This window comes from Comamonas sp. 26 (assembly GCF_002754475.1).
Taxonomy (GTDB): Bacteria; Pseudomonadota; Gammaproteobacteria; order Burkholderiales; family Burkholderiaceae_C; genus Comamonas.
The window spans coordinates 2200420-2223774 of sequence record NZ_PEFL01000001.1; the positions used below are offsets into that span (position 1 = coordinate 2200420).

Sequence of the window (23355 nt, forward strand, 5' to 3'; positions counted from 1 at the left end):
TTAGAGATTCTTGTATGCAAGTTCATTAAAAACTTGTATGCAAGAATGTAGATAAGCGAAAGCCGTGCCAGAAGAGGGTATTCCCTTGAGATTTCCGCCACTTCAGAGACGATCAGTCTTGACTTGCAGGTATGAAATCCAAGTGCCTCCCTGCCTTGGTGCAGAGCTATCAAACAAGCTGCCCGCATACGGGGCACAAACTGCAGACAGGCCCAGAGACGGTGCACGCAAGCACGATGTTGCAGACCCCGGCCCCGTGGGATTCATGCACTATTTATTTGATAGCTGCTGACATAAGCAATATGAGCGCCCGCCAAGTAGCTCTAAAACAAAAAACGCCTCTCAAGGAGGCGTTTTTTGTACAGCGAAATATCGCTCAGTTATCTGGCGTAATCTTGGCGAACTTCACCAGTTCGGCATATTTGCCCATGTCGGTGCGAATGACCTGAGCGAGGCTTTCGGTGCCGCTGGCTGGCGGGGTACCTGCAACCTCCAGCCTCTGACGGATAGCAGGATCGGCCAGACCGGCCTGTACCGCTTTTTGCAGGCTGGCAACGATGTCTGCGGGAATGCCCTTGGGGGCTGCCAGCGCAAACCAGCCGCTAAGCGCATAGCCTTTGAGCGTAGGATGTTCAGCCAGCGCGGGCACGTTCTTCAGCGTGCTGATGCGCTCGGCCGTGGTGGCACCCAGAATTTTGATCTTGCCTGACTGCACCAGAGGCGCCGAGGCCATAGGCGAGAGAATGGCGAAATCCAGATTGCCTCCACCCAGATCGGCAGTCATCGCAGGCGATCCCTTATAGGGGATGTGAACCAGATGGACACCGGCTGTCTTCTTGATCAGCTCACCCGAAAAATGCGGTGTGGAGCCAATGCCAGGGCTGCCATAGCTGTACTTGCCGGGATTGGCCTTGGCCAGCTTGATGAATTCATCAATATTCTTGACCGGCACATGGGCACCCGCCACCCACAGATTGGGGGCTGAGGCAGTCAGCGCAATTGGTGTCAGGTCGACCGCCGGATCGTACTTTTGCGCGGCGTTGACAAACTTGGTACCGGCCATCTCGTTGCTGGATCCTGCCAGCAAGGTATAGCCATCGGGCTTGGCAGACACCACACGCTGCGCGCCCACCACACCTGCGGCTCCGGGCACGTTCTCGATTACCACGGTGGTGCCCAGCTGCTTGGCCAAGACATCGCCAATCACGCGCCCCACCATATCGACCGAGCCACCGGGAGCGTAGGCCACCACAATGCGAATCGGCTTGCTGGGATAGGCGGTTTGCGCATGCAGCGAGCCTCCCAACAAGGCTGTGGCACAGGCAAACAAGGTGCGTCGAGAGAAGGCGGCTGGACTCAGATTCATGGTGTGCAATATTCAGCAAGGATCACAAGCAATCCATCATCGAAACACAATTGATTGCTCAACAAAATTTATTTCATTGTCCTTTTTAATTCAAGATTTGGAATACATAGAAACCAGAGCATGGCAAGCCGACTGCGTTCTTACTGCCGCACCGGTTTCTCTGTTGATCAAGGCAGCTCATTGCCGAATTGGTTTGTGTTTTCGGACTGTTTCGACAAGCGCCCACTCTGTTTTCTTGTTGACAGCCGTACAGCGCAAGCGCTTTCGCCACAGCCGGTGCCATCAAAGCAACGGCCTCAATGAAAATCGCGGCTGCTCAATCCCACTTGCGCAAAACGCCCCAGCCAGCGCGTCATATCCCTGGCACGCAGCACTACCAAATGGTGAGCAGTTGGCGCTTTATCTGATTGGGCATGAGCATGTTTTCCCTTGTATTCCTCGGCATTCAGCTGCGGAGCCGTACTTGTCTGCCATACGCCTTCCACGGCCAGCAAGCGCGAGGCCAGCAGCGGCGCTTGCCAGCGTGCAAAGGTCTTGGCCCAGACTACGAGATTGATAACGCCAGTCTCATCTTCCAGGGTGATGAACAGCGTGCCCTTGGCCGTGGGCGGGCGCTGGCGCACGGTGACGATGCCGCAGGCCCGCACCTTCTGCCCGGGCAGCATCTGACGCAGCTCGACTGCAGTTTTCAGGCCATGACGTGCTAGCCTGGGGCGCAGCAGAGCTAGCGGGTGGCGGCGCAGGCTCAGCCCCGTGGCGGCGTAGTCGAACATGATTTCCTCGCCCTCTTTCGCCGGCGGCAACGCCAGTTGCGGCTCGAGAATCGGTGCCTGGGAAAAAATGGGCGGCAGAGTGGTCTGGGCCGCAGCATCCCACATCTGCTGGCGGCGGTGACCGGCTAGGCTGCGCAGCGCATCGGCAGCGGCCAGGGCTTCCATATCAGTCCTGTCTAGCCTGGCTCTGATGGCCAAATCGGCAACATCCGCCCATGGGGATTGCGCTGCCTGCTCCTCAATGCGTAGCGCTGCAGCACTGCTCAGCCTGGCGACCCGGTTCAGCCCCAGGCGCACGGCAGGCTGGGGCTGCTCCACGCCGCGCAGGGTCTGCAAAGGTGCCTCCAGCGTGCATAGCCAGTGGCTGTGGCAAACATCCACGGGCAGCACGCGCACACCATGACGGCGCGCATCCTGCACAAGTTGCGAGGGTGAGTAAAAGCCCATGGGCTGGGCGTTGAGCAGAGCCTGCAGAAATATCGCCGGCTCATGGCGCTTGAGCCAGGCACTGGCATAGGCCAGCAGCGCAAAACTGTAGGCATGGCTTTCAGGAAAGCCATATTCGCCAAAGCCCAGCATCTGCGCAAAGATGGCATTGGCAAATTCGGGGCTGTAATCTTTGGCCAGCATGCCGCCAACGAGCTCATCTCGAAAGCGATGCACGCCACCCTTTCGCTTCCAGGCGGCCATGGAGCGGCGCAGCTCGTCCGCCCTGCCCGGTGAAAAACCCGCGGCAACGATGGCGATCTGCATCACCTGCTCCTGAAAAATGGGCACGCCAAAGGTGCGCTTGAGCGCATCTTCAAGCTCCGGCTTTTCAAGCTTGAGCGGCAGATTCCGGCGTGCACGCTCGCGCGCCAGCAGATAGGGGTGGACCATGCCGCCCTGAATAGGGCCGGGCCGCACGATGGCGACCTCGACCACCAGATCATAAAAAGTGCGAGGCAGCAGGCGCGGCAGCATGCTCATCTGGGCCCGACTCTCGATCTGGAAAGTGCCCACGGTATCGGCGCGGCAAATCATGGCGTAGGTGGCCGGGTCCTCCTGGGGAATCTGGTGCAGCTCCCATAACTCGCCGCGCCAACGCGCGCGCTCATTCAATGCATTGCGCAGCATGGTGAGCATGCCCAGGGCCAGCACATCGACCTTGAGCAGACCCACGATATCGAGATCGTCCTTGTCCCACTGAATGATTGAGCGCTTGTCCATGGTGGCAGGCTCCACGGGTACCAGGCGCGTGAGCTTGCCCTCGGTCAGTACAAAACCGCCTACATGCTGGCTCAGGTGACGCGGGCAGTCCTTGAGCTGCCAGGCCAGTTCTATCCAGAGACGCAACTGGTGGGCGCCGACGGCCCAGTCTTTTTCCTGAGCCAGTACCTGGGCCTCCTTGAGCTTGCGCTCCACCCAGTCTTCGGGCAGGACTTCAGGGGCATGCTCCTCCTCGGCCGAATCCACCGCCTCGGCCTGGGCATGCTCGCTGAACCAGTACTGCCCCTTGGCCAGGGCATCGATCAAGTCCGCTGGCAGACCCAGCGCCTTGCCCACATCGCGCAGCGCACTGCGGCTGCGCCAGCAGCTGACCACTGCCGTGAGCGCGGCGCGGTCGCGCCCGTATTTGTCATAGATGTACTGAATCACCTCCTCGCGCCGCGCATGCTCGAAGTCCACATCGATATCGGGCGGCTCCTTGCGCTCCTTGCTGATAAAGCGCTCGAACAGCAGATGGTTGCCTTTTGGGTCCACCGCCGTGATGCCCAGGCAGTAGCAGACCGCCGAATTGGCCGCCGAGCCGCGCCCCTGGCAAAGAATGCCAATACTGCGCGCATAGCGCACGATGTCATGCACGGTGAGAAAGTACATCTCGTACTTTTGATCCGCGATCAGCGCCAGCTCCTTGAGAAGCTGGGTATGCACGTCTTCCGGAATACCTTGGGGATAGCGGCCTGCCGCGCCCTCCCAGGTCAGCCAGGCCAGGGTCTGCGTGGCCGTAATGCCGGGCAGTACGCTCTCCTGCGGATAGTGGTAACGAATCTCGTCAAGACTGAAGCTGCAACGCCTGGCCAAGTCCAGCGTCGCCTCCAGCATGGCCTTGGGATAGAGCGAAGCCAGCCGCAGACGCGAACGCAGATGCCGCTCGGCATTCGGCTGCAGGGCAAAACCGCACTCGGCAACCATCCTGCCCAGACGAACAGCAGTCACCACGTCCTGCAGCGGCTTGCGCGAGCGTGCATGCATATGGACATCGCCGCAGGCCAGCAACGGCAGCCCCAGCTCTGTACCCACTTGCTGCAGACTCTGCAGCCACAGGCTGTCATCGGGTGCCAGATGCAGCTCCACTCCCAGCCATAGGTTTTCAGCATTGAAATAGCCTGAGACCCTTTTCAGGCAAGCGCTGATAGCTATCCAATCAGAAGCATTCAACTGGCTGCGCTGCGGCAGCAGCAGGCATTCACAGCCCTGACGCAGCAAATGCCAGGGACTGGTGTCATCAAGCACATAAGCACCTTTGCCGGCCCGACTGCGGGCAACGGTAATGAATTCGCAGAGATTGCCCCAGCCCTGCAGATCACGCGCCAGCGCCACGATCTTGAGTGCTCCCCAGACAAATTCGCTGCCGTAGATCAGATGCAGGTCGCAGTCCCGCGCCGCCTCGAAAGCACGCACAGCTCCGGCCACCGAGCATTCATCGGTCAACGCCAGCGCCGCATAGCCCAGACTTTTGGCGCGGTGCACCAGTTCGGCCGGAGAGGATGCGCCACGCATAAAGCTGAAATGCGACAAGCAATGCAACTCCGCATAGACCAAAGGCCCCCTCCTGCCCATGGCCTGGGTCTGGGGACTTGCTGGTGTGACAGCGGGCGGTGGTGCGGAAGGCAGCAGTGCGGGAGCGAGCAACTCGGTCATGATCAACTCAGCCATAGATGCCCTGGGCAAACCAGTTGACGGAGCCGATTGCCATGCGCATGGGAGTATCGGCCCGGACACGCTCGCGATAAATCCAGACATGACCGACCACGGCGTTGTAGGCCACGAAATAGTCGCGTACCGCCAGCCCGGTCTGTGAGCCAGACTGCGCGCCCTCTTGCCCTTTGTTCTCGCCATCCCACCACCCCGCCTCCAGGCGATACGGGCCCGCCTTGAGCTGCAGCGGCCCAAGCCACTGCGGGCGATTGCCCTCAACATCCAAGGCCTGGGGCTGTGGCAGCAACCAGGGCGGCCACAGAGCTTGCCAGGGGTCGGCGCAGCCGGTTTGGCTATTTTTCGTCCCAACGGGTTTGGGGTTTTGCAGCAGGTTCATCGCACTTTGACAGCGCTGCATGGCCTCAGGCCGATGATCGGCAAGAGGCTGAACCATTTGCACGGCATCGTCACCCCAGCGGGCGCTCAGGCGCTCCACCCACTCATGCCAGGCCAGGCTGTCGGGCATGCCCTGCCCCTGCGACACCGGCAGGCAGCTCTGTGGCTCGGCAGACCAGGGCATGGTCTCCAGCGCCTGCAGCTCCAGCATATCCACGGGCGCGCGCCAGCGCCGCTGCGCCAGCTGTTCACGCAACAGGCGCTGTAAATGATCCATGCCTTGTGTGGGCTGGGCCGTGCGGATACAAAGCCCATCCCAGGGCGGCAGCTCCTGCCCATCGATACGGCGCAGATCATGATGCCAGCGCAATTGCAGTGCCAGCACCGCATGGTGCCTGGCCTGCAGCCATGTCTGCAGCGCTCGCAGCAGCGGCTGAGCAGCCTGGAGTACCGCATCGGCGCTGTGAGCCGGGTAACCCAGATCATGGCGCTGTATGAATTGCTGCGGCAGCTGCAACCAGTCCAGCGGCTGAGGCAGCACGCCATAAGCCTCGTCGAGCACGCGCAAAGTCCTGGCCCCAAGGCGACGCGACAGGCCTGCGCGCGGCAAGGCGCGGACATCGCCCCAGGTCTGGCAGCCCAGGCGCGACAGCAGGGCACTGTGCTGCTGCAAAGCCGTCAGGGTCCACAAGGGCAGCGCATCGATTCCCTCCAGTGAAACACGCCTTTGCCCTTGCTCTAGGCATTTTTGCTGCAGTCTGAGCCGGGCCAGAGCCTGCCAGGCAGTGAGGCCTTGTGCGCGCAGCGATTGCTGCACCGATGCCTGCCCGGGTGCTGGCACACAGACTTGGGCAAAAGACTGGTCAAGCCGCTCCAGCATGGCCTCGATGCCGCCCCACAGGCGCTGCACCATGCTGGTTTCCATGAGCAGTGCGTCTTCGAGCAGAACAACGCGCGGCGAGAACTCCAGCGCCCACCAGCAGACGCTGTCGGGAATCGGGCTTGACTCGCTCAAGCAGGCGGCAGGCCAGGCAATCCAGTGAGCTCGGCAATCCATCTCATGCCTCCGCCGCCCAGTTGGAAGCCATCACAGGCGCAGCCACCCGTCCTTGCATCAGCATTGCGGCGTCCTCGCTTTGGCGCGCCTGCCTGTCTGCCTGGGCCTGAAGCACTGGCAGCCATGCCCATTGCAGAAGTGATAGCTGCACCGGCTTTTCCAGCAAAGGGCCGCGGCGCTTGAGTATCTGAAGCTGCAAACCCGGCACATGGCGAGCTGCGGGGTCTGGCGCGCGTCTTTCCAGCCTCAGCCGCAAGGCGGCAGGCGAGCTGTGCGACTCGGCCTGCAGACCTTGCCATAACCAGATCGGTCGGCCCTGAGAGGCCGCCGCCAGCTGCAAGCGCCGCTGTACCGATAAAGAAAGATCGGGCAGCCAGGCCAGCACCGCCAGCACATCGTGGCAATGCAGAGCCTGCTCGCAGGCCCAGGCCAGCTCCTGGGTAGAACGACCCGGCCGAACGCAGCACAGGCGCTCAGAGTCCAGACCTGCTGCCTGCAAGGCAGGGGCAAACGGCAGATAAGGCGGAGCCACCAGCACCACATGCTCGGTCCGCAGCCCCGCCAGCCGATGCACCCGATTCGCCAGTGCGGGCAGCAGCAAGGACCATTCCGCATGGCAATGCACTGGCTGCTGCACCTGAATCAAGGCATTGCCCGGCCAGCCGCCACCGGGCAGCTCCCGGTCCAGAGCCGCATGGCCGCTGGGCCAGACAGTCTGGCCGCTGTCCAGCTGGCAGTCCGTGCCACGCCAGACACCGGGAATCTGTATGGCCGACGCACCCGCAGGCCGTGAACCCACTTGTGTGCCCTGCTCAGCATCGGCCCGCAGCAGGCCAGACACGGCCATACCGGGCCGTGCGCCGGAGCGTGCAAAAGAGGTCAAAGATTGGGTGTTCATGCGGCAACTCCAGAGTACTGTACAAATATACAGTTATCTGTGTTTTTCCGCAAAACAAGGCCTGATGCAAGGCCGCAGATGCCCGCAGCCCTTTGGCCTCAACAGCCATGCACTATCAAAATAGAATTCTCAAAAACCCGAAAGCCAGAATGGGAAAGCACGCCGCATGGCGGCGTGATGCAAAAAATTCCGATTGAAATCACGGCTTTGCGCTTTCTGATCAAGCGCTTTCAGCTATCAAACTTGAGTTGACAGACTCTGCTCTTTCGCCGTAACTCGGTCAGTTCAGCGACTGCTTTGCAGCATGCATTCTTGCCGCACCCGCATGCGGCATCAGCTGGGCACAGGCCTCGCACCAGTCGACCGCGGCGAGATCAAACATCGACCCGCCATGATCCGGCACTGGCCGACGACGCAAACAGTCGTTCATGATGGCCTGCAGCTGCCACAGGGCCTCACGGTTGAGCAACGCCAGCTCGCTCATGCCCAGCGCGTCGTCCTTGAGGTAGCTCAGCACATCCATCTGCTGGCTGGGGTGTGAGCCCGCTTCGGCCAGTTGTTTTTGCAGCTGCGCCAGGCTCGCTTCCACCAAAACCGCAGCCTGTGCATCGGGCATTTGCTGCCATTGCTCGGGGAAGTCGCTTTTGAGTTCCGTCCATTTGCGCAGTGCAGCTTCGAGTGCGGCGATGCTGTGCGAGAACTCGGCCTGCAGCGGCTCAAGCGGCTGACCAGGGCTGATTTCGTCGTAGAGCAGCGGCAGGATCAGGTGCACCAGATCGGCCGGATAGCATTTGTGGTTCATGCGCAGCATCAGTGACAGGCGCTGACCGGGCATATCGGTGAACTTCTCGAAGAAGGCCGACACCACCTCGGCCAGTAACAGCACCTGCCCCATGGGCGAGATGGCGTTGCCCTTGATGCCGCGCGGATAGCCGGAGCCGTCCATGCGCTCATGGTGTTCCAGTACGGCGATTTCGACGGCACGCGAGTACAGCTCGGTGCTGCGCACCACCAGCATGGCGGTGACGGAATGCGCGACCAGATGCTTGCGTTCCTCGCCGCTCAAGCGATGATCCGGATCGGTCCAGACCGGGTCCATATAGAGCATGCCCACATCGTGCAGCAGCGCCGCCGTGGCCAGCGGCACGCATTCACGCTCGGTCCAGCCGTTTTTGAGGGCCAGAAAAATCGACACCAGCGCCATCTGCAGGCTGTGGTGATAGAGGTCCTCGCGCTGCTCACGCATCACGGTGAGCTTGAAGGCGATGGCCTGAGGCAGCAGCAAGCCCTTGATGGGTGCCAGCAGGCGCTCCAGATCCCCCACGGAACTGACCATGCGATGCAGCAACTCGACCTGCTCGCATTGCTGTCGTGCCAAGGTCACCAGAGACGCCACATCAACCAAATTACCCGTGATCAGGTTGGCATCAATCGGGTCACGCAGCTTGTGCATGACCAGACGGTCATAGAGACGACTGTCCACACGTGTGCCTTTGTCCACCAACTTCATGCCCTTCTCGGTATAGATTGCATCGCCTGTCATCACCTCCGTATGTTCGGCCATATCGGTGACTGCGCGCAAAAAATGTACATCGGTCTCGTGCCCTGCCGCACCAGCGTTCTCACTCATCAAAGTGCTCTGTTTCTGTCTGCTCAATCAAACCCAATTGTTGCAGATTGCATTATTTTTTGTAACTTTATTCAGCATAAACCGCTTACAACGCTTTATCCACTTGCGATTGCAGCTATCAAATATGCAGATTCAGCATAAAAAAAGAACCGCCTTGGCGGTTCTTTGACTTGGACGCGGTCAACGGGGTCAAGGTCCTGCCGACACCTTTACTTGATCAGCGTCACGCCAGTCTTGGATTGAATTTCTTCAAAGCTCACGCCGTCAGCCAGCTCCACCAGCTTCAGGCCTTCGGGGGTCACATCCATCACACCCAGATCGGTGATGATGCGGCCCACCACGCCCACGCCAGTCAGCGGCAGGGTGCAGGCGGGCAAGATCTTCAAATCGGTAGTGCCGTCCTTTTTCTTGGCCACATGCTCCATCAGCACGATGACGCGCTTGACGCCCGCCACCAGGTCCATGGCACCGCCCATGCCCTTGACCATCTTGCCGGGAATCATCCAGTTGGCCAGGTCACCCTTTTCGGACACCTGCATGGCACCCAGAATGGACAGGTTGATCTTGCCGCCACGAATCATGGCAAATGATTGGTCGGAACCAAAAATGGCTGAGCCGGGGATCGTGGTCACGGTCTGCTTGCCGGCGTTGATCAGGTCGGCGTCGACCTGGTCTTCTGTCGGGAAGGGGCCAATGCCCAGCATGCCGTTTTCAGACTGCAGCCACACTTCCTTGTCACCGGTGTGGTTGGCCACCAGCGTAGGAATGCCGATACCGAGGTTGACGTAGAAGCCGTCTTCGAGTTCTTGGGCCGCGCGCGCGGCCATCTGGTCTTGGGTCCAAGGCATGACAGCTCCTTATTTCTTCTCAGTGATGGTGCGCTTTTCGATGCGCTTTTCGGGATTGGCGTTGTGCACGATGCGGTGCACATAGATGCCCGGCAGGTGGATGTCGTCAGGCGCGATCTCGCCCACTTCCACCAGCTCTTCCACTTCCACCACGCAGACCTTGCCGCAGGTTGCCGCAGCAGGGTTGAAGTTGCGCGCCGTCAGGCGGAACTGCAAGTTGCCGCTCTTGTCCGCGCGCCAGGCCTTGACCAGGGACACATCGGCCACGAGGGAGCGCTCCATCACATAGGTTTCGCCATCAAACTCGCGCAGCTCTTTACCCTCAGCCACCAGCGTACCCACACCGGTCTTGGTAAAGAACGCAGGGATGCCTGCGCCGCCAGCGCGCATCTTCTCGGCCAGCGTGCCTTGGGGAGTGAATTCCAGCTCCAGCTCACCGGCCAGATACTGGCGCTCGAACTCCTTGTTCTCGCCCACGTAGCTGGCGATCATGCGCTTGATCTGGCGGGTGTCCAGCAGCTTGCCCAGACCAATACCGTCCACGCCAGCGTTGTTGGAAGCCACAGTGAGATTCTTGACGCCACTGGCGCACACAGCGTCGATCAGGGCTTCAGGAATGCCGCACAAGCCAAAGCCGCCAACGGCCAGCAATTGCCCGTCAGCCACAACGCCTTGCAGCGCCGCATCTGCGGATGGGTAGAGCTTTTTCACACATGTCTCCTTTATTTGGGATGCTCTACGATACTACGTACTCAAGTAAGTAGTTTTTCGTAAAGAGCAGTACTATGAATGTGGATTACCAGTTGGCGTTTGACTCAGCCCCCGTCGGTCTTGTCATTTCGCGCAACCGCATCATGATCGACTGCAATCGACAGTTATGTGAAATGTTCCATGCATCGCGCGAGGTACTCATAGGCCAGACGTTCCAGGTGCTTTACCCCAGTGTCGATGAATACGAGCGGCTGGGCGCGCGCATCGCCCCCATTCTCAATACCACAGGCATCTATTCCGACAACCGCATCATGAAGCGCGCCAATGGCGAGGTCTTCTGGTGCCATGTCAGCGGCCGCACCCTCGATCGCGATGACCCGCATGCTTCGGGCATCTGGAGCTTTGAAGATCTCTCGGCCCAGCGCCCTGTCAAAGCCGAGCTCACAGGCCGCGAGCGCGAAGTAGCGGCGCGCCTGCTCGAAGGCATGACCAGCAAGGAAATTGGCAAGGCGCTGGCCATCAGCCACCGTACGGTAGAAATTTATCGAGCCCGCCTGATGCGCAAATACGGTGCATCCACGGCCGCCGATCTGGTGCACAAACTGGTGGCTGGGTGAGGCCGCTCAAGCGGTAGGTCAAGCACGGCATTTGACATCTCGCGCTTGTGCAAATGCGCACGCTCGCATAGGCTTGAAAGCTCAAGCCCTGCCTGTTATCTGAAGCAGCAAAGCACTGCGGCAAGCCCCTCAAAAAAGCCTCCATCACATTTATTACTATGACGCGGCTTAGTAATTTCAATAGCGCAAAACGCTTGTTTTGCCTGCCCTGCACTGATAATTCACCTCAATCAATTGCAAACAGCTATCGAATCTAATTGATCGATACCAAATCATGATTGGTATCAGTTTTCTAACCCCACCGACTTGTCGGATCGTTGAAACGGAGAGCCCCATGACTACAGAATCCAAGTGCCCCTTCCACCAAGGCCAGAACAGTGCAACCGCTGCCGTCGGCAATGGGACTACCAACGATCACTGGTGGCCAGATCGCTTGCGGGTGGAGCTGCTGAGCCAGCACTCCGCCAAGAGCAACCCTCTGGGCGAAGACTTCAACTACGCTGAAGAATTCCAGAAGCTGGACTATGAGGGTCTCAAGCGCGATCTGCGTAAGCTGATGACGGACTCTCAGGACTGGTGGCCTGCCGACTACGGTCACTACGGCCCTCAGTTCATCCGCATGGCCTGGCACGCAGCCGGCACCTACCGCGTGCAAGACGGCCGTGGTGGCGCAGCCCGTGCTCAGCAGCGCTTTGCGCCGCTGAATAGCTGGCCCGACAACGTCAACATCGACAAATCTCGCCGCCTGCTGTGGCCGCTCAAGCAAAAGTACGGCAACAAAATCTCCTGGGGCGACCTGATGATGCTGTGCGGTAACGTCGCACTGGAAACCATGGGCTTTCGAACCTTCGGCTTCTCCGGCGGTCGCACCGACACCTGGGAGCCCGATCAGGACGTGTACTGGGGCGCTGAAAAAGAATGGCTGGCCACCAGCGAAAAGGCCAACAGCCGCTACTCTGGCGACCGCGAACTGGAAAACCCGCTGGCTGCCGTTCAGATGGGCCTGATTTACGTGAACCCGGAAGGCCCGGACGGTAACGGCGACCCGCTGGCTTCGGCCCGCGATATTCGCGAGACCTTTGCCCGCATGGCCATGGACGACGAAGAAACCGTCGCCCTGATCGCGGGTGGCCACACCTTCGGCAAGACCCATGGCGCAGGCGACGCATCCCACGTAGGCGCCGCCCCTGAAGCAGCCGGTCTGGAAGCACAAGGCCTGGGCTGGGCCAGCTCATTCCGATCGGGAAAGGGGGCAGACGCCATCACCTCCGGCCTGGAAGTGACCTGGACACAGACCCCCACGCAGTGGAGCAATTTCTTCTTTGACAACCTTTTCGGCTTTGAGTGGGAGCGCGAGAAGAGCCCCGCCGGTGCCGGTCAGTGGGTAGCCAAGGATGCAGGCCACATCATTCCCGCCCCCGACGCTGGCGGCGCAATGCGCAAGCCCACCATGCTGACCTCAGACATCGCTTTGCGCGTGGACCCTGTCTACGAAAAAATTTCTCGTCGTTTTCTGGAGAACCCACAGGCATTTGCTGAAGCCTTTGCCCGTGCCTGGTTCAAGCTGACTCACCGCGATCTGGGCCCCCGCTCGCGCTACATCGGCCCAGAAGTCCCCAAGGAAGAGCTGCTGTGGCAAGACGTGGTGCCTGCCGCCACAGAAGCACCGGTGAACGAAGCCACTGTCAATGCCATCAAGGCCAAAATTCTGGCCTCTGGCCTGAGTGTGCAGGAGCTGGTTGGCACAGCCTGGGCCTCGGCCTCCACCTTCCGCGGCTCCGACAAGCGCGGTGGTGCCAACGGGGCCCGCATTCGCCTGGCCCCCCAAAAAGACTGGGCGGCAAACAACCCCGCGCAATTGGCCAAGGTTCTGGAAAAGCTGGAAAGCATCCGTGCCGAGTTCAAGATATCGCTGGCTGACCTGATCGTTCTGGCGGGTGGCGTGGGCGTGGAAAAAGCCGCTGCCGACGCTGGCGTGACCATTGCCGTGCCTTTTACCGCAGGTCGCACCGACGCGTCTGCCGCGCAAACCGATGCGGATTCGATCAAGTATCTGGAGCCCAAGGCTGACGGCTTCCGCAACCATCTGCAAGGCAAGTTCCCAGCGTCGCCAGAGGCACTGTTGATCGACAAGGCGCAGTTGTTGACCTTGACCGCCCCCGAGATGACCGTACTGATCGGCGGCTTGCGCGCCATCAACATCAACACCGATGGCAGCCAGCACGGCGTGCTGACGGAAAAGCCCGGCCAGCTGACAACCGACTTCTTCGTAAACATTCTGGACATGGCCACCCAGTGGACTGACCTGCAGGATGGCACTTACGAAGGCGTAGACCGCAAGACCGGCGCCAAGAAGTGGACAGGTACCCGCGTTGACCTGGTGTTTGGCTCCAACGCCATCCTGCGCGCCCTGACCGAGGTGTATGCAGAAACGGGTAACCAGGACAAGTTCTACAAGGACTTTGTGGCTGCCTGGACCAAGGTGATGAACCTAGACCGCTTTGATCTGAAAAAGGTCTGACGACGCAAGAGGTGTATGAGGCATAGACCTCACTCACCCAAAAACATGCCTCTCAAAAGCACTCTTCGGAGTGCTTTTTGCGCTCAGATGAATGCCTTCGCATTTTGCTGAACTTGATCCCCATTCCACCCATTGATGTCACCGTTCAGGCTTTTAAAGAAAAGTCAAAACCCTATTGCACATCCTTCGTATTTAATTGTTAATTCTCATGAAAAACGTCGCAAAGCTTGCGCTCACCGCCAGCAAGCACCTTGAAGCAAGGGTCCACCATGTGCTTGAGCAGTTTTAGATTCGTCGTCAGCGAGGCCTGAAATAATCATGGGCAAGGAACACCTTTATGTACTGGCTCCGGCCCTGACATTGCTGTTCCTGTCCGGCTTGCTGCTTCTATGCTGGGTTTTTCAACGCCAGCAACGTTTCCTGCTCTGGCAATGCTGCGCCTACGCACTCACCGCCCTGCCCTTCGCTTTTCAAAGTACGGCATCCACAGAGATGCTGTATCGCTACGCAGCCGTCAGCTGCACGCTTTACCTGCTGGGCGGCTGGTTTTTGGCCAAGTGCTGGGCCGAGCATTGGCGTGTCCCCATTCAGACCAGAGTCAGTCTTGGGATCGCCCTGCTCACCCTCCTCAGCGCTATTTACTACAGCAACAACCTTTTGGCGCGCGTGCACATCTCCAGCGCAGGCATAGGCCTCATCATGCTGCTACCCGTGCTGTCAGCACTGCGGCACAGACATTCACCAGACTGGCTGGACAAGGTTTTGCTCACCAGCGCCTTCATCTATTCCGTGATAACCATCACCCGGCCCATGATCATTACAGTGCTGGGCCATTCAGAGTTCGAGAAATTTGCAAACTCGGTCTACTGGTTCGCTAGTGCGATGAGTACTTTGTTTTTTGCCATTTTCTTCACCGTCTTGATGGCTGCCATTGCCATCCGCGCCACCATTCGCCAGTTGCGCAACGAACGCGATCAGGATTCATTGACCCAGATTCTCAATCGCCGGGCTTTTTATGAACTGGCGCGCCGCCGACTGCAGGACAAGCGTTTGTTCCCCATGGCCATACTGGCGGGCGATATTGATCACTTCAAGCGCATCAACGACACCTGGGGCCATAGCCGCGGCGACGAGGTGCTCAAACTAATCTCTGCCACCTTGCAGCGCAATGTGCGCGGCTTTGACCTGGTTGCCCGCTTTGGCGGTGAAGAATTTGTCATGCTGCTGACACGCATAGACCTGACAGAGGCAGAACAGGTCGCCCAGCGCATACGGCTTGAGCTTCGATCCGATCATTCCGTGCTGCCCAAAAACGCCACACTGACCATGAGCTTTGGTGTTGCCCCCATCGAAAACGCCAAGCAGCTTGAAACTGCACTCAAGGAGGCCGATGACCTGCTGTATGCCGCCAAGCATGCGGGGCGCGATCAAGTCCATGTCTCGGGCAACAACTACCAGAACATTGGCTTTGAGCACACCATGCCCAACCCTGGAATCAGCGCATCGCATATCTGAGGGATCTGTAAATTTTGAAAAAAATAGCTGTCAGTGCTTATAAGTAAAGCGCTGACAGCTATTTTTTTGATAGTGGCAGAATTTTTTGAAGCCTTAGATCCACAAGTCACATTCCAGATCCATGGCTTATTGAGAAAAGCCCAGCCCCCGTACAAAGACTTGCAACTGGTTCTACCTACTTTCGCTGAATCTGACAATCGAACCCTTCTCTCGATTCTTTGAGGCTCAGCTTAATCAGCCTTGAACAAGCTGAGAGACACGCTATTTAGTCTCTGCGCTCCACCGGCAGGACGATCTCCGTTAGGCTTGCAGCGTTCTCCCACTCAAGCCCCACAGCCCATGCTTTTTATTCTGCTCAAACTTCTGCACCTTCTGGCCGTACTCATCTGGGTAGGCGGCATGTTTTTTGCCCATTTCTTTCTGCGCCCGTCCCTACAAGTGCTGCAGCCGCCAGAACGCGTCAAGCTGATGCACGGCGTGCTACAGCGCTTTTTTGCCTGGGTGCTGGTACTAGTCGTCGTGGTTCTGGCCTCGGGCATAGGCATGATTGGCAGCATTCATGCCATGGCCGCCAAGGCGGGTGGGCAGTTCAATATGCCCGTCAGCTGGATTGTGATGAGCATTCTCGGCGTGGTGATGATGGCCGTGTTCGGCCACATCCGCTTTGCGCTGTTCAAGCGCCTTGATGCGGCCGTTCAGGCCAAAGACTGGCCCGCAGGCGGCAAGGCGCTCGACAGCATTCGCAAATTAGTGTCCCTCAATCTGGCCATCGGCCTGGTGATTGTGGTGGTGCTGCGCGTGCCGCTGTAACTCGCACCCCGACCTTCACCCGCCCAAGCCCGGCCTGTTCATAGCTGGGCTTTTTTTGATTTAACAAGCACTAATCGCTTATCCATCAAGCGCAAAAAGCTTCCATTTTCATAGCAAATGGATTATCCGAGCCTCTGCCTCACGCTGCACAGGTAAAAAATCCTGCTGACTTTTTTTTGCACTTGCACAATAATTGCCAACTCAATCATTGACCAAACAAATATTGGTGGTGCAAGTGCAAACCCCATCCGACACCTTCATCGACCCACAAGACGAATCCAGCTTTTTCTATAGAGCTGGCGTCTATTCGCCAGACAAAAGCATTGGCTTTCTGATGCGCCGCGTACTCAGCTCCATCCTGCAGCAGGCCGATGCACAACTGGCCGAGCATGGACTGACCTATGTGCAATGGCTGCCGCTGTACAAGCTGCTGTTGTGCGCCGACACCAATAGCAGCGATCTGGCCAAGGCGCTGGGCATGGACCCGGCCTCTGTGACCCGCGCGCTGGACCGCATTGAAGCCAAGGGCCTGCTGCGCCGTGAACGCTCCACCACCGACCGCCGCGTGGTGCACCTGGTGCTGACCGACGAAGGCCGCAGCGTGGCCACACAGGTTCCCAAGGTGCTGACCCAGGTGCTCAACGGCCACCTCAGCGGTTTCAGCCATAGCGAATGCGCGCTGATGCTCTCCATGCTGCAACGCATGCTGGCCAATGGAGATGCCCTGCGAGAAGCGCTGCAGCACGCACCGCCAGATCCCACCGAATAAACCGGCTCGGGCTTGCATCACCTCAGCAGGCCTGAAACGACTGACCTCACTGCCCCATTTCAATAAAAACCACTGGCACTTTTCCATGACCCAACGCACTCAACGCAACACCGTCGCGCTCGCGACCCTGGTCGCCGCACTGGCACTGGCTGGTTGCGCCTCCCAAGGCCCGGTCCACACACCGCTGGCGCAGATCTCAGCGGCAGATACAGGCCTGACGGGCATCTCGGCCATCAGCGCCGCAGACGCCACAGCCCTGAGCTCCCCCCAGTGGTGGACAGGGCTGGGTGATGCCCAGCTCAACCAGCTCATCAATCAGGCGCTGACTGGCAGCCCCAGCCTGGCAGCCAGCAATGCCCGCTTTGAAAAAGCAGCGGCCCTTGCCACCGCGAGCAGCACGGCCAGCGATATTCGCGGTCAGCTAGGCGTAGACCTGACCCGCCAGCGCTATACGGCCAACGGCATGATTCCCGCGCCTATCGCCGGCAATTTCTATAACAGCGGCAATGTACAGGCCGGCCTGTCCTGGGCCCCCGACTTTTTTGGCAAGCATTCGGCCGAGCTGCAATCGGCCCTGGGCCAGGCACGCGCAGCAAAAGCCGATTCAGCCGCAGCCGCGACTCAGCTGGCCGCGCAAGTGGCCCGCAGCTATGTCGCTCTGGCCCGTTTGATTGCACAGCGAGAAGTGGCCGAGCGCACGCTGGGCCAGCGCCAGTCGCTCTTAAGTTTGAGTGAGCAACGCACCAAAGCCGGTCTGGACAGTCAGGTCGAACTGACGCAAGCACAGGCCGGTATGCCTGAGGCCCGCACGCAGATTGAAATGCTCAATGAGCAAATTACCCTCACGCGCCGCACCATTGCCGTGCTGTGCGCGCAGGCACCCGATGCGCAAAATGCGCTGTCGCCCAAGCTGGCGGCACTGCGCCTTCAGAACGTGCCCCAGACTCTGGGCGCTGACCTGTTGGGCCGTCGCCCCGATGTCGTGGCCGCACGCTGGCGCGTGGAAGCTGCGACGCAGGGCATTGATGCCGCCAAGGCCGACTTTTACCCCGATGTGAACCTGACCGCCTTTGTTGGCCTGAACGCGCTGGGGCTGGACAACCTGTTTCAAGGCAGCTCACGTCAGCTGGGCATTACGCCCGCTCTGCGCCTGCCCATTTTTGATGGCAAGCGCCTGCGCGCCCAACTGCGTGGCAAGCAGGCCGATCTGGATACCGCCATTGCCCAGTACAACGGTGCGGTGCTGGATGCCGTCAAGCAGGCCGGGGACTCCATTGCCTCGGTTCAGTCACTGCAGCGCCAGCAATCGCTGCAGACCGAATCACTGGCCAAGGCCGAGCGTGCTTATGACTTTGCCGTGCAGCGCTACCGCGCCGGATTGGGCAACCAGATCACGGTGCTGAACACCGAAACCCAGCTCATCACCCAGCGCCGCCTCGCCGTGGACCTTCGGGCCCGCGAGCTGGACACCCGCGTGGCGCTGGCCGCCGCATTGGGTGGAGGCTGGAGCGACGACACGCAGGCCGTGCAGGTCAGCGGCAACTGAGTCCATCACTTTTCACTGGGCGCAGCCTTTAGAGGCGCGCCCTGGCAGCAAAACCACTCATACAGATAACAAAGCGCCAAACATCATGACCGACAACACCAAGCCACAAAGCACCGCAACCAACGCAGCCCCTCAAGCTCCCGCTTCCGCCTCGCCCACCGCCAACCCTACAGGTCGCCGCAAAGGCCTGACCATCGTGGCCGCCGCCGTGGCCGTAGGTGCCATTGCCTGGGGTGGCTGGCACTGGATGGTGGCCCGCAACTACCAGTCCACAGACAATGCATATGTCGCAGGCAATGTGGTGCAAATCACGCCTCAGGTGGGCGGCACCGTCATCAGCATTGGCGCGGACGATACCGATTACGTCAAGGCCGGTCAGGTGTTGGTGCAACTGGATCCTGCCGACTATCTGGTGCAGCTGGCGCAGGCCGAAGCCCAGCTGTCGCAAACCGCGCGTCAGACCCGCACCTTGTATGCCAACAACGCCCCGCTGGCCGCACAAGTCGCCCAGCGCGAAGCCGACCTGCTGCGCCTGAAGGCCGATGCCGCCAAGGCCAGCGACGATGTGGAGCGCCGTCGCCCCCTGACCGCCACCGGTGCCGTAGGCAAGGAGGAGTTTGACCACGCCAAGGCCGTAGCCACAGCCGCCAGCAACGCTGTGGTCGCCGCCGATGCCGCGGTGCGCGCCGCAAAGGCCCAGTTAGCCGCGGCTGAAGCGCAGACCAAGGGCACGACGGCAGAAGACTTCCCCGCCGTGATGGCCGCCGCCGCCAAAGTGCGCGAGGCTTACCTGTCGCTGCAGCGCACACGCCTGATCTCGCCCGTGGATGGCTTTGTCGCCAAGCGCGGTGTGCAACTGGGCCAGCGCGTGGCGGCAGGCGCACCCATGATGACGGTCGTGGATCTGCACAACCTCTGGGTCGATGCCAACTTCAAAGAAAGCCAGCTGGCCGACCTGCGCATGGGCCAGAAGGTAGAGCTGACCGCCGATGTGTATGGCGACAAGACCCCCTATGAAGGCAAGGTCGTGGGCCTTGGCGCAGGCACCGGCGCAGCGTTCTCACTGCTTCCAGCACAGAACGCCACCGGCAACTGGATCAAGGTAGTGCAGCGCGTGCCCGTGCGCGTGAGCCTGGAGCCCGAAGCCCTCAAGCAGCACCCCCTGCGCGTGGGCCTGTCCATGGATGTCAAGGTCGATATCCGCGACAAGGATGGCCTGGCGCTGGCCAACGCCCCCCGCACCACGCCCGTGGCGCAGACTGCGGTGTATGACGGCACGCTGGCGCAGGCCGAAGAGCGCATTCAGCACATCATTTCAGGCGACAAACTGCCCGCACTGACATCGCTGAGCAAGCTGCCTGCCGCGCAATCAGAAGCAGCGGCCACACCAGCCAATGCCGAGCCCGCAAAACAAGAGCAGCAGCCTGCCCAATAAGAGGCGGAAATCAGCCATGACTTCCCCCTCTTCCGCCTCCCCCGAGGACACCGGAGCCACTGGCCCCGGCAAGGCACCGCCGCTGCGCCCCATGGCCATGCCCGCCATTCCGCCCCTCAAGGGAGCGCCATTGGTGCTGGGTACGCTGGCCCTGTCGCTGGCCACCTTTATGAATGTGCTGGACTCCTCCATCGCCAACGTGGCCATTCCGGCCATCTCGGGCGATGTAGGCGTCAGCCCCAGCCAGGGCACCTGGGTCATCACCAGCTTTGGTGTGGCCAACGCCATCTCCGTGCCGCTGACCGGCTGGCTCACGCAGCGCTTTGGTGCCGTGCGCCTGTTCACCATGAGCGTGCTGCTGTTCGTGCTGACCTCCTGGCTTTGCGGCTTTGCTCACTCGCTAGAGATGCTGGTGTTCTTTCGCGTGCTGCAAGGCCTGGTCGCCGGGCCCATGATTCCGCTGTCGCAAACCCTGCTTTTAGCCAGCTACCCCCCGGCCATGGCAGGGGTGGCGCTATCACTTTGGGGGGTTACCACGCTGGTGGCCCCCGTGGTAGGGCCGCTTTTGGGCGGCTGGATTACAGACAACATCTCCTGGCCGTGGATTTTCTACATCAACGTGCCCGTGGGCCTGCTCTCGGCTGTCATGACCTGGAGCCTGTACCGCAGCCGCGAGACGCCGACACGCAAGCTGCCCATCGACACCGTGGGCCTGAGCCTGCTGGTGCTCTGGGTCGCCGCGCTGCAGCTGATGCTGGACAAGGGCAAGGAGCTGGACTGGTTTGCCTCCAATGAAATCATTGCTTTTGCCGTGATCGCCGTCGTTGCCTTTGCCGTGTTCGTGGTCTGGGAACTGACCGATGCCCACCCGGTAGTCGACCTGCGCCTGTTCAAGCGGCGCAACTTTGCGGCCGGCTCGATTTCGCTGTCGATTGCCTACGGCCTGTTCTTTGGCAATGTGGTGCTGCTGCCCCTGTGGCTGCAGCAGTGGATGGGTTACACCTCCACCTCAGCCGGTCTGGCACTGGCGCCCGTGGGGATACTGGCGATTATTCTGACGCCCATCGTCGGCCGCAAAGTCGCCGTCTGGGACCCGCGCAAGATGGCGACTGCTGCCTTCATGGTGTTTGCGCTGGTACTGTGGATGCGCTCGAAGTTCACTGTAGAGACGGACTTCGGTCATATCCTGATTCCCACGCTGATTCAGGGCGGCGCCATGGCCTTCTTCTTCATTCCGCTGACCACCATCACGCTCAGCGGGCTGACGCCAGATCGCATTCCGGCAGCCGCAGGCCTGTCCAACTTTGTGCGGATTACGGCGGGTGCAATGGGCACCTCCATTGCCACGACCCTGTGGGAAAACCGGGCCTCCATGCACCACGCTCACCTCACAGAGCTGCTGGTGCAAGGCCAGGGCACGTTTGCCATCACCGTAAAGCAATTGCAGGCGGCGGGCATGAGTGCAGAGCAGGCCTATGCACAGATCAACCGGCTGATTGACCAGCAAGCCTTCACCCGCGCTGCGGACGATATCTTTCTGGCATCGTCCTTTCTGTTCCTGAGCCTGATCGTGCTGATCTGGTTCACCAAGCGCCCTGCTCCGCAGGCCGGTGGCGGAGCAGACGCAGCCGCTGGCGCGCATTGAGAAACGCAGAGTAAAAGCACAGAGTAGTAACGCCAAGCTTCAAGCCAAAATAGCTGCCAGCGCTTTATCCATCAGCGTTGGTAGCTATTTTTTTGAGAGAAAAAGGCGCTTATTGGAACTTGGGCAAGAATACTTTCATGCCTATTTCAAACTTCTCCCGCCCTGCGGCCATCTGCGCCATTACCCTCGCAACCGTGGTGCTTGGTGCCTGCACCACGGTTGCACCGGATAAGCCCGGCAATACGGAGAGCGCGCAAGCCACGGTGAGCCAGCCATCATGGCCAGAATGGACACGCACAGAATGCATTCCTATGGCCCAGCTGGATCAGCAACCCCAGCTGCGCCGCCAGACAAGCCCGATCATCCAGTCCAGCTGGTTTCCCAAAGGGCTTCACACCACCGTCACCTTCTTGCTTGAAGTCACTCCTCAAGGCGAGCTGGGCCGCGTGCTCTGGCAACCCGCCAAGACCGACCCACGCATCGTGAAAACCATTCAGACGTCGCTTACACGCTGGAAGTTCAAGCCCGGCATGCGCCAGGGCCAGCCCGTCACCACCTGCTTCGAGCAGCCTTATGAATTGATCTTTCCGCCCATCAATGAACCGGTGGCGAATACACCTTAGAGCACCTTAATACGTCGTTGCTTCGCCTCAAACGCAAACCTCCGGTTTGCTGGGTAGCGTTAGCCGCTCTTAATCCGAACCTTTCACTCAGATACGGCTGCTTGCAAGTTTGTGCTTGCAGTGCACAAGCCCAGCCTCAACTATTCACTCTGACTGACTTCAGGCCCTGCACTTGATTCGCTTTTCATCTTCAATCGCTGACTATCAGGCATCGCCCCAGAACCGGGACGGGCTCTTTCACAACGTCCATCCGCGCCCAGCCAACGGCCCCAAGCCGGATGCCAGAACGCTGTGGAAATTTCTGTTCAACAAGCCCGCCAACACCGAGCCCGGCAGCGCACTTCCCCTACAAAAACTCAGCCGCGCCGCGCTGGATGCCGCGCCTGAGCGCAGCCTGTACCGCCTAGGTCACTCCACTGTGTTGATCAAGCTGCGCGGCGGCTGGTGGCTGACGGACCCCGTCTTCTCTCTGCGCGCTTCGCCGTTTTCCTTTGCCGGGCCCAAACGTTTTCATGCACCGCCAGTTGCGCTGCATGAACTACCCCCGCTGCATGGCGTCATCCTCTCGCACGATCATTACGACCATCTGGACCGTGCCACCATCCGTGCGCTGGCTCCCAAAGTGGGCGTATTCCTTTGCACGCTTGGCGTGGGTGACCGACTCATGGACTGGGGCGTTCCCGCCGCAAAAGTCCGCCAGCACGACTGGTGGCAGAGCAGCGAAGTCAATGGCCTGCGCATGACCGCCACACCCGCCCAGCACTTTTCAGGCCGTGGGCTTGGCGACGGGAACCGTACGCTGTGGGCATCGTGGGTGATTGAAGATTTGCAGAGCGCATTGCCACTGCGCGTTTTCTTCAGTGGCGATGGCGGCTACTTTGACGGTTTTAAAGAGATAGGCCAGCGCTTTGGCCCCTTTGATCTGACGCTGATGGAAACCGGTGCCTATGACGAGCACTGGCCCTATGTTCACATGCACCCACAGCAAACGCTGCAAGCCCATCAGGACCTGCAGGGCCGCTGGCTGCTGCCGATTCACAACGGCACCTTCAATCTGGCCATGCACGCGTGGTGGGACCCCTTCGAGCAGATTTTGTATCTGGGCCAGCAGCAAGCCATCCCCGTCGCCACACCCATGATGGGCGAGCGTATCGACCTGAACCAGCCCCACGCCTGCAGCCCTTGGTGGCGGGCCTGCATGCCCCAAAACGCATTCACTGCGGCCTCTGTGCCAGAGCTATCGTAAACCCCAGCCTGCCAGAAACTATTCAGGGCTGGTCAGACAGTTCTACTA

The 23355-nt window shown here is 59.9% G+C and carries 18 protein-coding genes; 11 read left to right on the top strand and 7 right to left on the bottom strand.

Annotated features, from left to right (window positions below; genetic code table 11):
- Window positions 1-376 precede the first annotated feature (376 nt).
- From CLU84_RS10180 to imuA, 4 genes are all read right to left on the bottom strand, one after another.
- Window positions 377-1366 carry a tripartite tricarboxylate transporter substrate binding protein gene (locus CLU84_RS10180; RefSeq protein WP_099737063.1) on the bottom strand — a complete coding sequence of 330 codons (990 nt, stop codon included), beginning with the start codon at window positions 1364-1366 and terminating at the stop codon, window positions 377-379.
- A gap of 296 nt (window positions 1367-1662) precedes the next feature.
- Window positions 1663-5058, bottom strand: coding sequence for a DNA polymerase III subunit alpha (gene dnaE, locus CLU84_RS10185; protein ID WP_099737064.1), 3396 nt, complete (start codon window positions 5056-5058; stop codon window positions 1663-1665).
- Window positions 5051-6493 carry a DNA polymerase Y family protein gene (locus tag CLU84_RS10190; protein ID WP_099737065.1) on the bottom strand — a complete coding sequence of 481 codons (1443 nt, stop codon included), beginning with the start codon at window positions 6491-6493 and terminating at the stop codon, window positions 5051-5053. Before CLU84_RS10190 ends, dnaE begins: the two co-directional genes overlap by 8 nt.
- Before the next feature lies 1 nt (window position 6494).
- On the bottom strand, window positions 6495-7391 hold the full coding sequence (gene imuA, locus CLU84_RS10195) for a translesion DNA synthesis-associated protein ImuA (protein ID WP_099737066.1): 897 nt from the start codon (window positions 7389-7391) through the stop codon (window positions 6495-6497).
- A 78-nt stretch (window positions 7392-7469) separates the two neighbouring features.
- Between imuA and CLU84_RS22030 the strand changes: the two genes are divergently transcribed.
- The gene (locus CLU84_RS22030) at window positions 7470-7643 is read left to right on the top strand and encodes a hypothetical protein (RefSeq protein ID WP_158235181.1); all 174 of its coding nucleotides are present in this window, start codon (window positions 7470-7472) and stop codon (window positions 7641-7643) included.
- A gap of 28 nt (window positions 7644-7671) precedes the next feature.
- On the opposite strand, the gene CLU84_RS10200 is transcribed toward CLU84_RS22030, so the two are convergent.
- From CLU84_RS10200 to CLU84_RS10210, 3 genes are all read right to left on the bottom strand, one after another.
- Window positions 7672-9021 (bottom strand): HD-GYP domain-containing protein, encoded by a 1350-nt coding sequence (locus CLU84_RS10200; protein WP_099737067.1) that lies wholly within the window; start codon window positions 9019-9021, stop codon window positions 7672-7674.
- A gap of 209 nt (window positions 9022-9230) precedes the next feature.
- Window positions 9231-9869 (bottom strand): 3-oxoacid CoA-transferase subunit B, encoded by a 639-nt coding sequence (locus CLU84_RS10205; RefSeq protein WP_099737068.1) that lies wholly within the window; start codon window positions 9867-9869, stop codon window positions 9231-9233.
- A gap of 9 nt (window positions 9870-9878) precedes the next feature.
- Window positions 9879-10580, bottom strand: a complete 702-nt coding sequence (locus CLU84_RS10210; protein ID WP_099737069.1) for a CoA transferase subunit A — start codon at window positions 10578-10580, stop codon at window positions 9879-9881.
- A 74-nt stretch (window positions 10581-10654) separates the two neighbouring features.
- Between CLU84_RS10210 and CLU84_RS10215 the strand changes: the two genes are divergently transcribed.
- The 10 genes from CLU84_RS10215 to CLU84_RS10260 all read left to right on the top strand — a co-directional run bounded on the left by CLU84_RS10215 (window position 10655) and on the right by CLU84_RS10260 (window position 23307).
- Window positions 10655-11197 carry a PAS and helix-turn-helix domain-containing protein gene (locus tag CLU84_RS10215; RefSeq protein ID WP_099737070.1) on the top strand — a complete coding sequence of 181 codons (543 nt, stop codon included), beginning with the start codon at window positions 10655-10657 and terminating at the stop codon, window positions 11195-11197.
- A 334-nt stretch (window positions 11198-11531) separates the two neighbouring features.
- Window positions 11532-13718, top strand: coding sequence for a catalase/peroxidase HPI (gene katG / locus CLU84_RS10220; RefSeq protein WP_099737071.1), 2187 nt, complete (start codon window positions 11532-11534; stop codon window positions 13716-13718).
- A 312-nt stretch (window positions 13719-14030) separates the two neighbouring features.
- Entirely contained in the window at window positions 14031-15233 is a 1203-nt protein-coding gene (locus CLU84_RS10225) for a GGDEF domain-containing protein (RefSeq protein WP_369826857.1), read from the top strand.
- A 339-nt stretch (window positions 15234-15572) separates the two neighbouring features.
- Window positions 15573-16043: a CopD family protein gene (locus tag CLU84_RS10230; RefSeq protein WP_099737073.1), complete on the top strand. Its 471-nt coding sequence runs from the start codon at window positions 15573-15575 to the stop codon at window positions 16041-16043.
- A gap of 235 nt (window positions 16044-16278) precedes the next feature.
- Window positions 16279-16812, top strand: coding sequence for a MarR family winged helix-turn-helix transcriptional regulator (locus tag CLU84_RS10235; RefSeq protein ID WP_233209994.1), 534 nt, complete (start codon window positions 16279-16281; stop codon window positions 16810-16812).
- Between the two features lie 85 nt (window positions 16813-16897).
- Window positions 16898-18358 carry an efflux transporter outer membrane subunit gene (locus CLU84_RS10240; protein WP_099737074.1) on the top strand — a complete coding sequence of 487 codons (1461 nt, stop codon included), beginning with the start codon at window positions 16898-16900 and terminating at the stop codon, window positions 18356-18358.
- An 85-nt stretch (window positions 18359-18443) separates the two neighbouring features.
- Window positions 18444-19793 carry an HlyD family efflux transporter periplasmic adaptor subunit gene (locus CLU84_RS10245; RefSeq protein WP_099737075.1) on the top strand — a complete coding sequence of 450 codons (1350 nt, stop codon included), beginning with the start codon at window positions 18444-18446 and terminating at the stop codon, window positions 19791-19793.
- Between the two features lie 16 nt (window positions 19794-19809).
- Complete coding sequence (locus CLU84_RS10250; protein WP_099737076.1) at window positions 19810-21438, top strand: DHA2 family efflux MFS transporter permease subunit; 1629 nt, start codon at window positions 19810-19812, stop codon at window positions 21436-21438.
- 137 nt (window positions 21439-21575) lie between these two features.
- Complete coding sequence (locus CLU84_RS10255; RefSeq protein WP_199173720.1) at window positions 21576-22061, top strand: hypothetical protein; 486 nt, start codon at window positions 21576-21578, stop codon at window positions 22059-22061.
- Between the two features lie 172 nt (window positions 22062-22233).
- Window positions 22234-23307, top strand: a complete 1074-nt coding sequence (locus CLU84_RS10260; RefSeq protein ID WP_369826829.1) for an MBL fold metallo-hydrolase — start codon at window positions 22234-22236, stop codon at window positions 23305-23307.
- Window positions 23308-23355: the final 48 nt, after the last annotated feature.

Coding starts and splice junctions, on each gene's coding strand:
- CLU84_RS10255 (WP_199173720.1), top strand. CDS start 21,576: ATGCCTATTTCAAACTTCTCCCGCCCTGCGGCCATCTGCGCCATTACC.
- CLU84_RS10180 (WP_099737063.1), bottom strand. CDS start 1,366: ATGAATCTGAGTCCAGCCGCCTTCTCTCGACGCACCTTGTTTGCCTGT.
- CLU84_RS10215 (WP_099737070.1), top strand. CDS start 10,655: ATGAATGTGGATTACCAGTTGGCGTTTGACTCAGCCCCCGTCGGTCTT.
- CLU84_RS10205 (WP_099737068.1), bottom strand. CDS start 9,869: ATGCCTTGGACCCAAGACCAGATGGCCGCGCGCGCGGCCCAAGAACTC.
- CLU84_RS10245 (WP_099737075.1), top strand. CDS start 18,444: ATGACCGACAACACCAAGCCACAAAGCACCGCAACCAACGCAGCCCCT.
- imuA (WP_099737066.1), bottom strand. CDS start 7,391: ATGAACACCCAATCTTTGACCTCTTTTGCACGCTCCGGCGCACGGCCC.
- CLU84_RS10190 (WP_099737065.1), bottom strand. CDS start 6,493: ATGGATTGCCGAGCTCACTGGATTGCCTGGCCTGCCGCCTGCTTGAGC.
- katG (WP_099737071.1), top strand. CDS start 11,532: ATGACTACAGAATCCAAGTGCCCCTTCCACCAAGGCCAGAACAGTGCA.
- CLU84_RS10250 (WP_099737076.1), top strand. CDS start 19,810: ATGACTTCCCCCTCTTCCGCCTCCCCCGAGGACACCGGAGCCACTGGC.
- CLU84_RS10200 (WP_099737067.1), bottom strand. CDS start 9,021: ATGAGTGAGAACGCTGGTGCGGCAGGGCACGAGACCGATGTACATTTT.
- dnaE (WP_099737064.1), bottom strand. CDS start 5,058: ATGGCTGAGTTGATCATGACCGAGTTGCTCGCTCCCGCACTGCTGCCT.
- CLU84_RS10230 (WP_099737073.1), top strand. CDS start 15,573: ATGCTTTTTATTCTGCTCAAACTTCTGCACCTTCTGGCCGTACTCATC.
- CLU84_RS10240 (WP_099737074.1), top strand. CDS start 16,898: ATGACCCAACGCACTCAACGCAACACCGTCGCGCTCGCGACCCTGGTC.
- CLU84_RS22030 (WP_158235181.1), top strand. CDS start 7,470: ATGCCCGCAGCCCTTTGGCCTCAACAGCCATGCACTATCAAAATAGAA.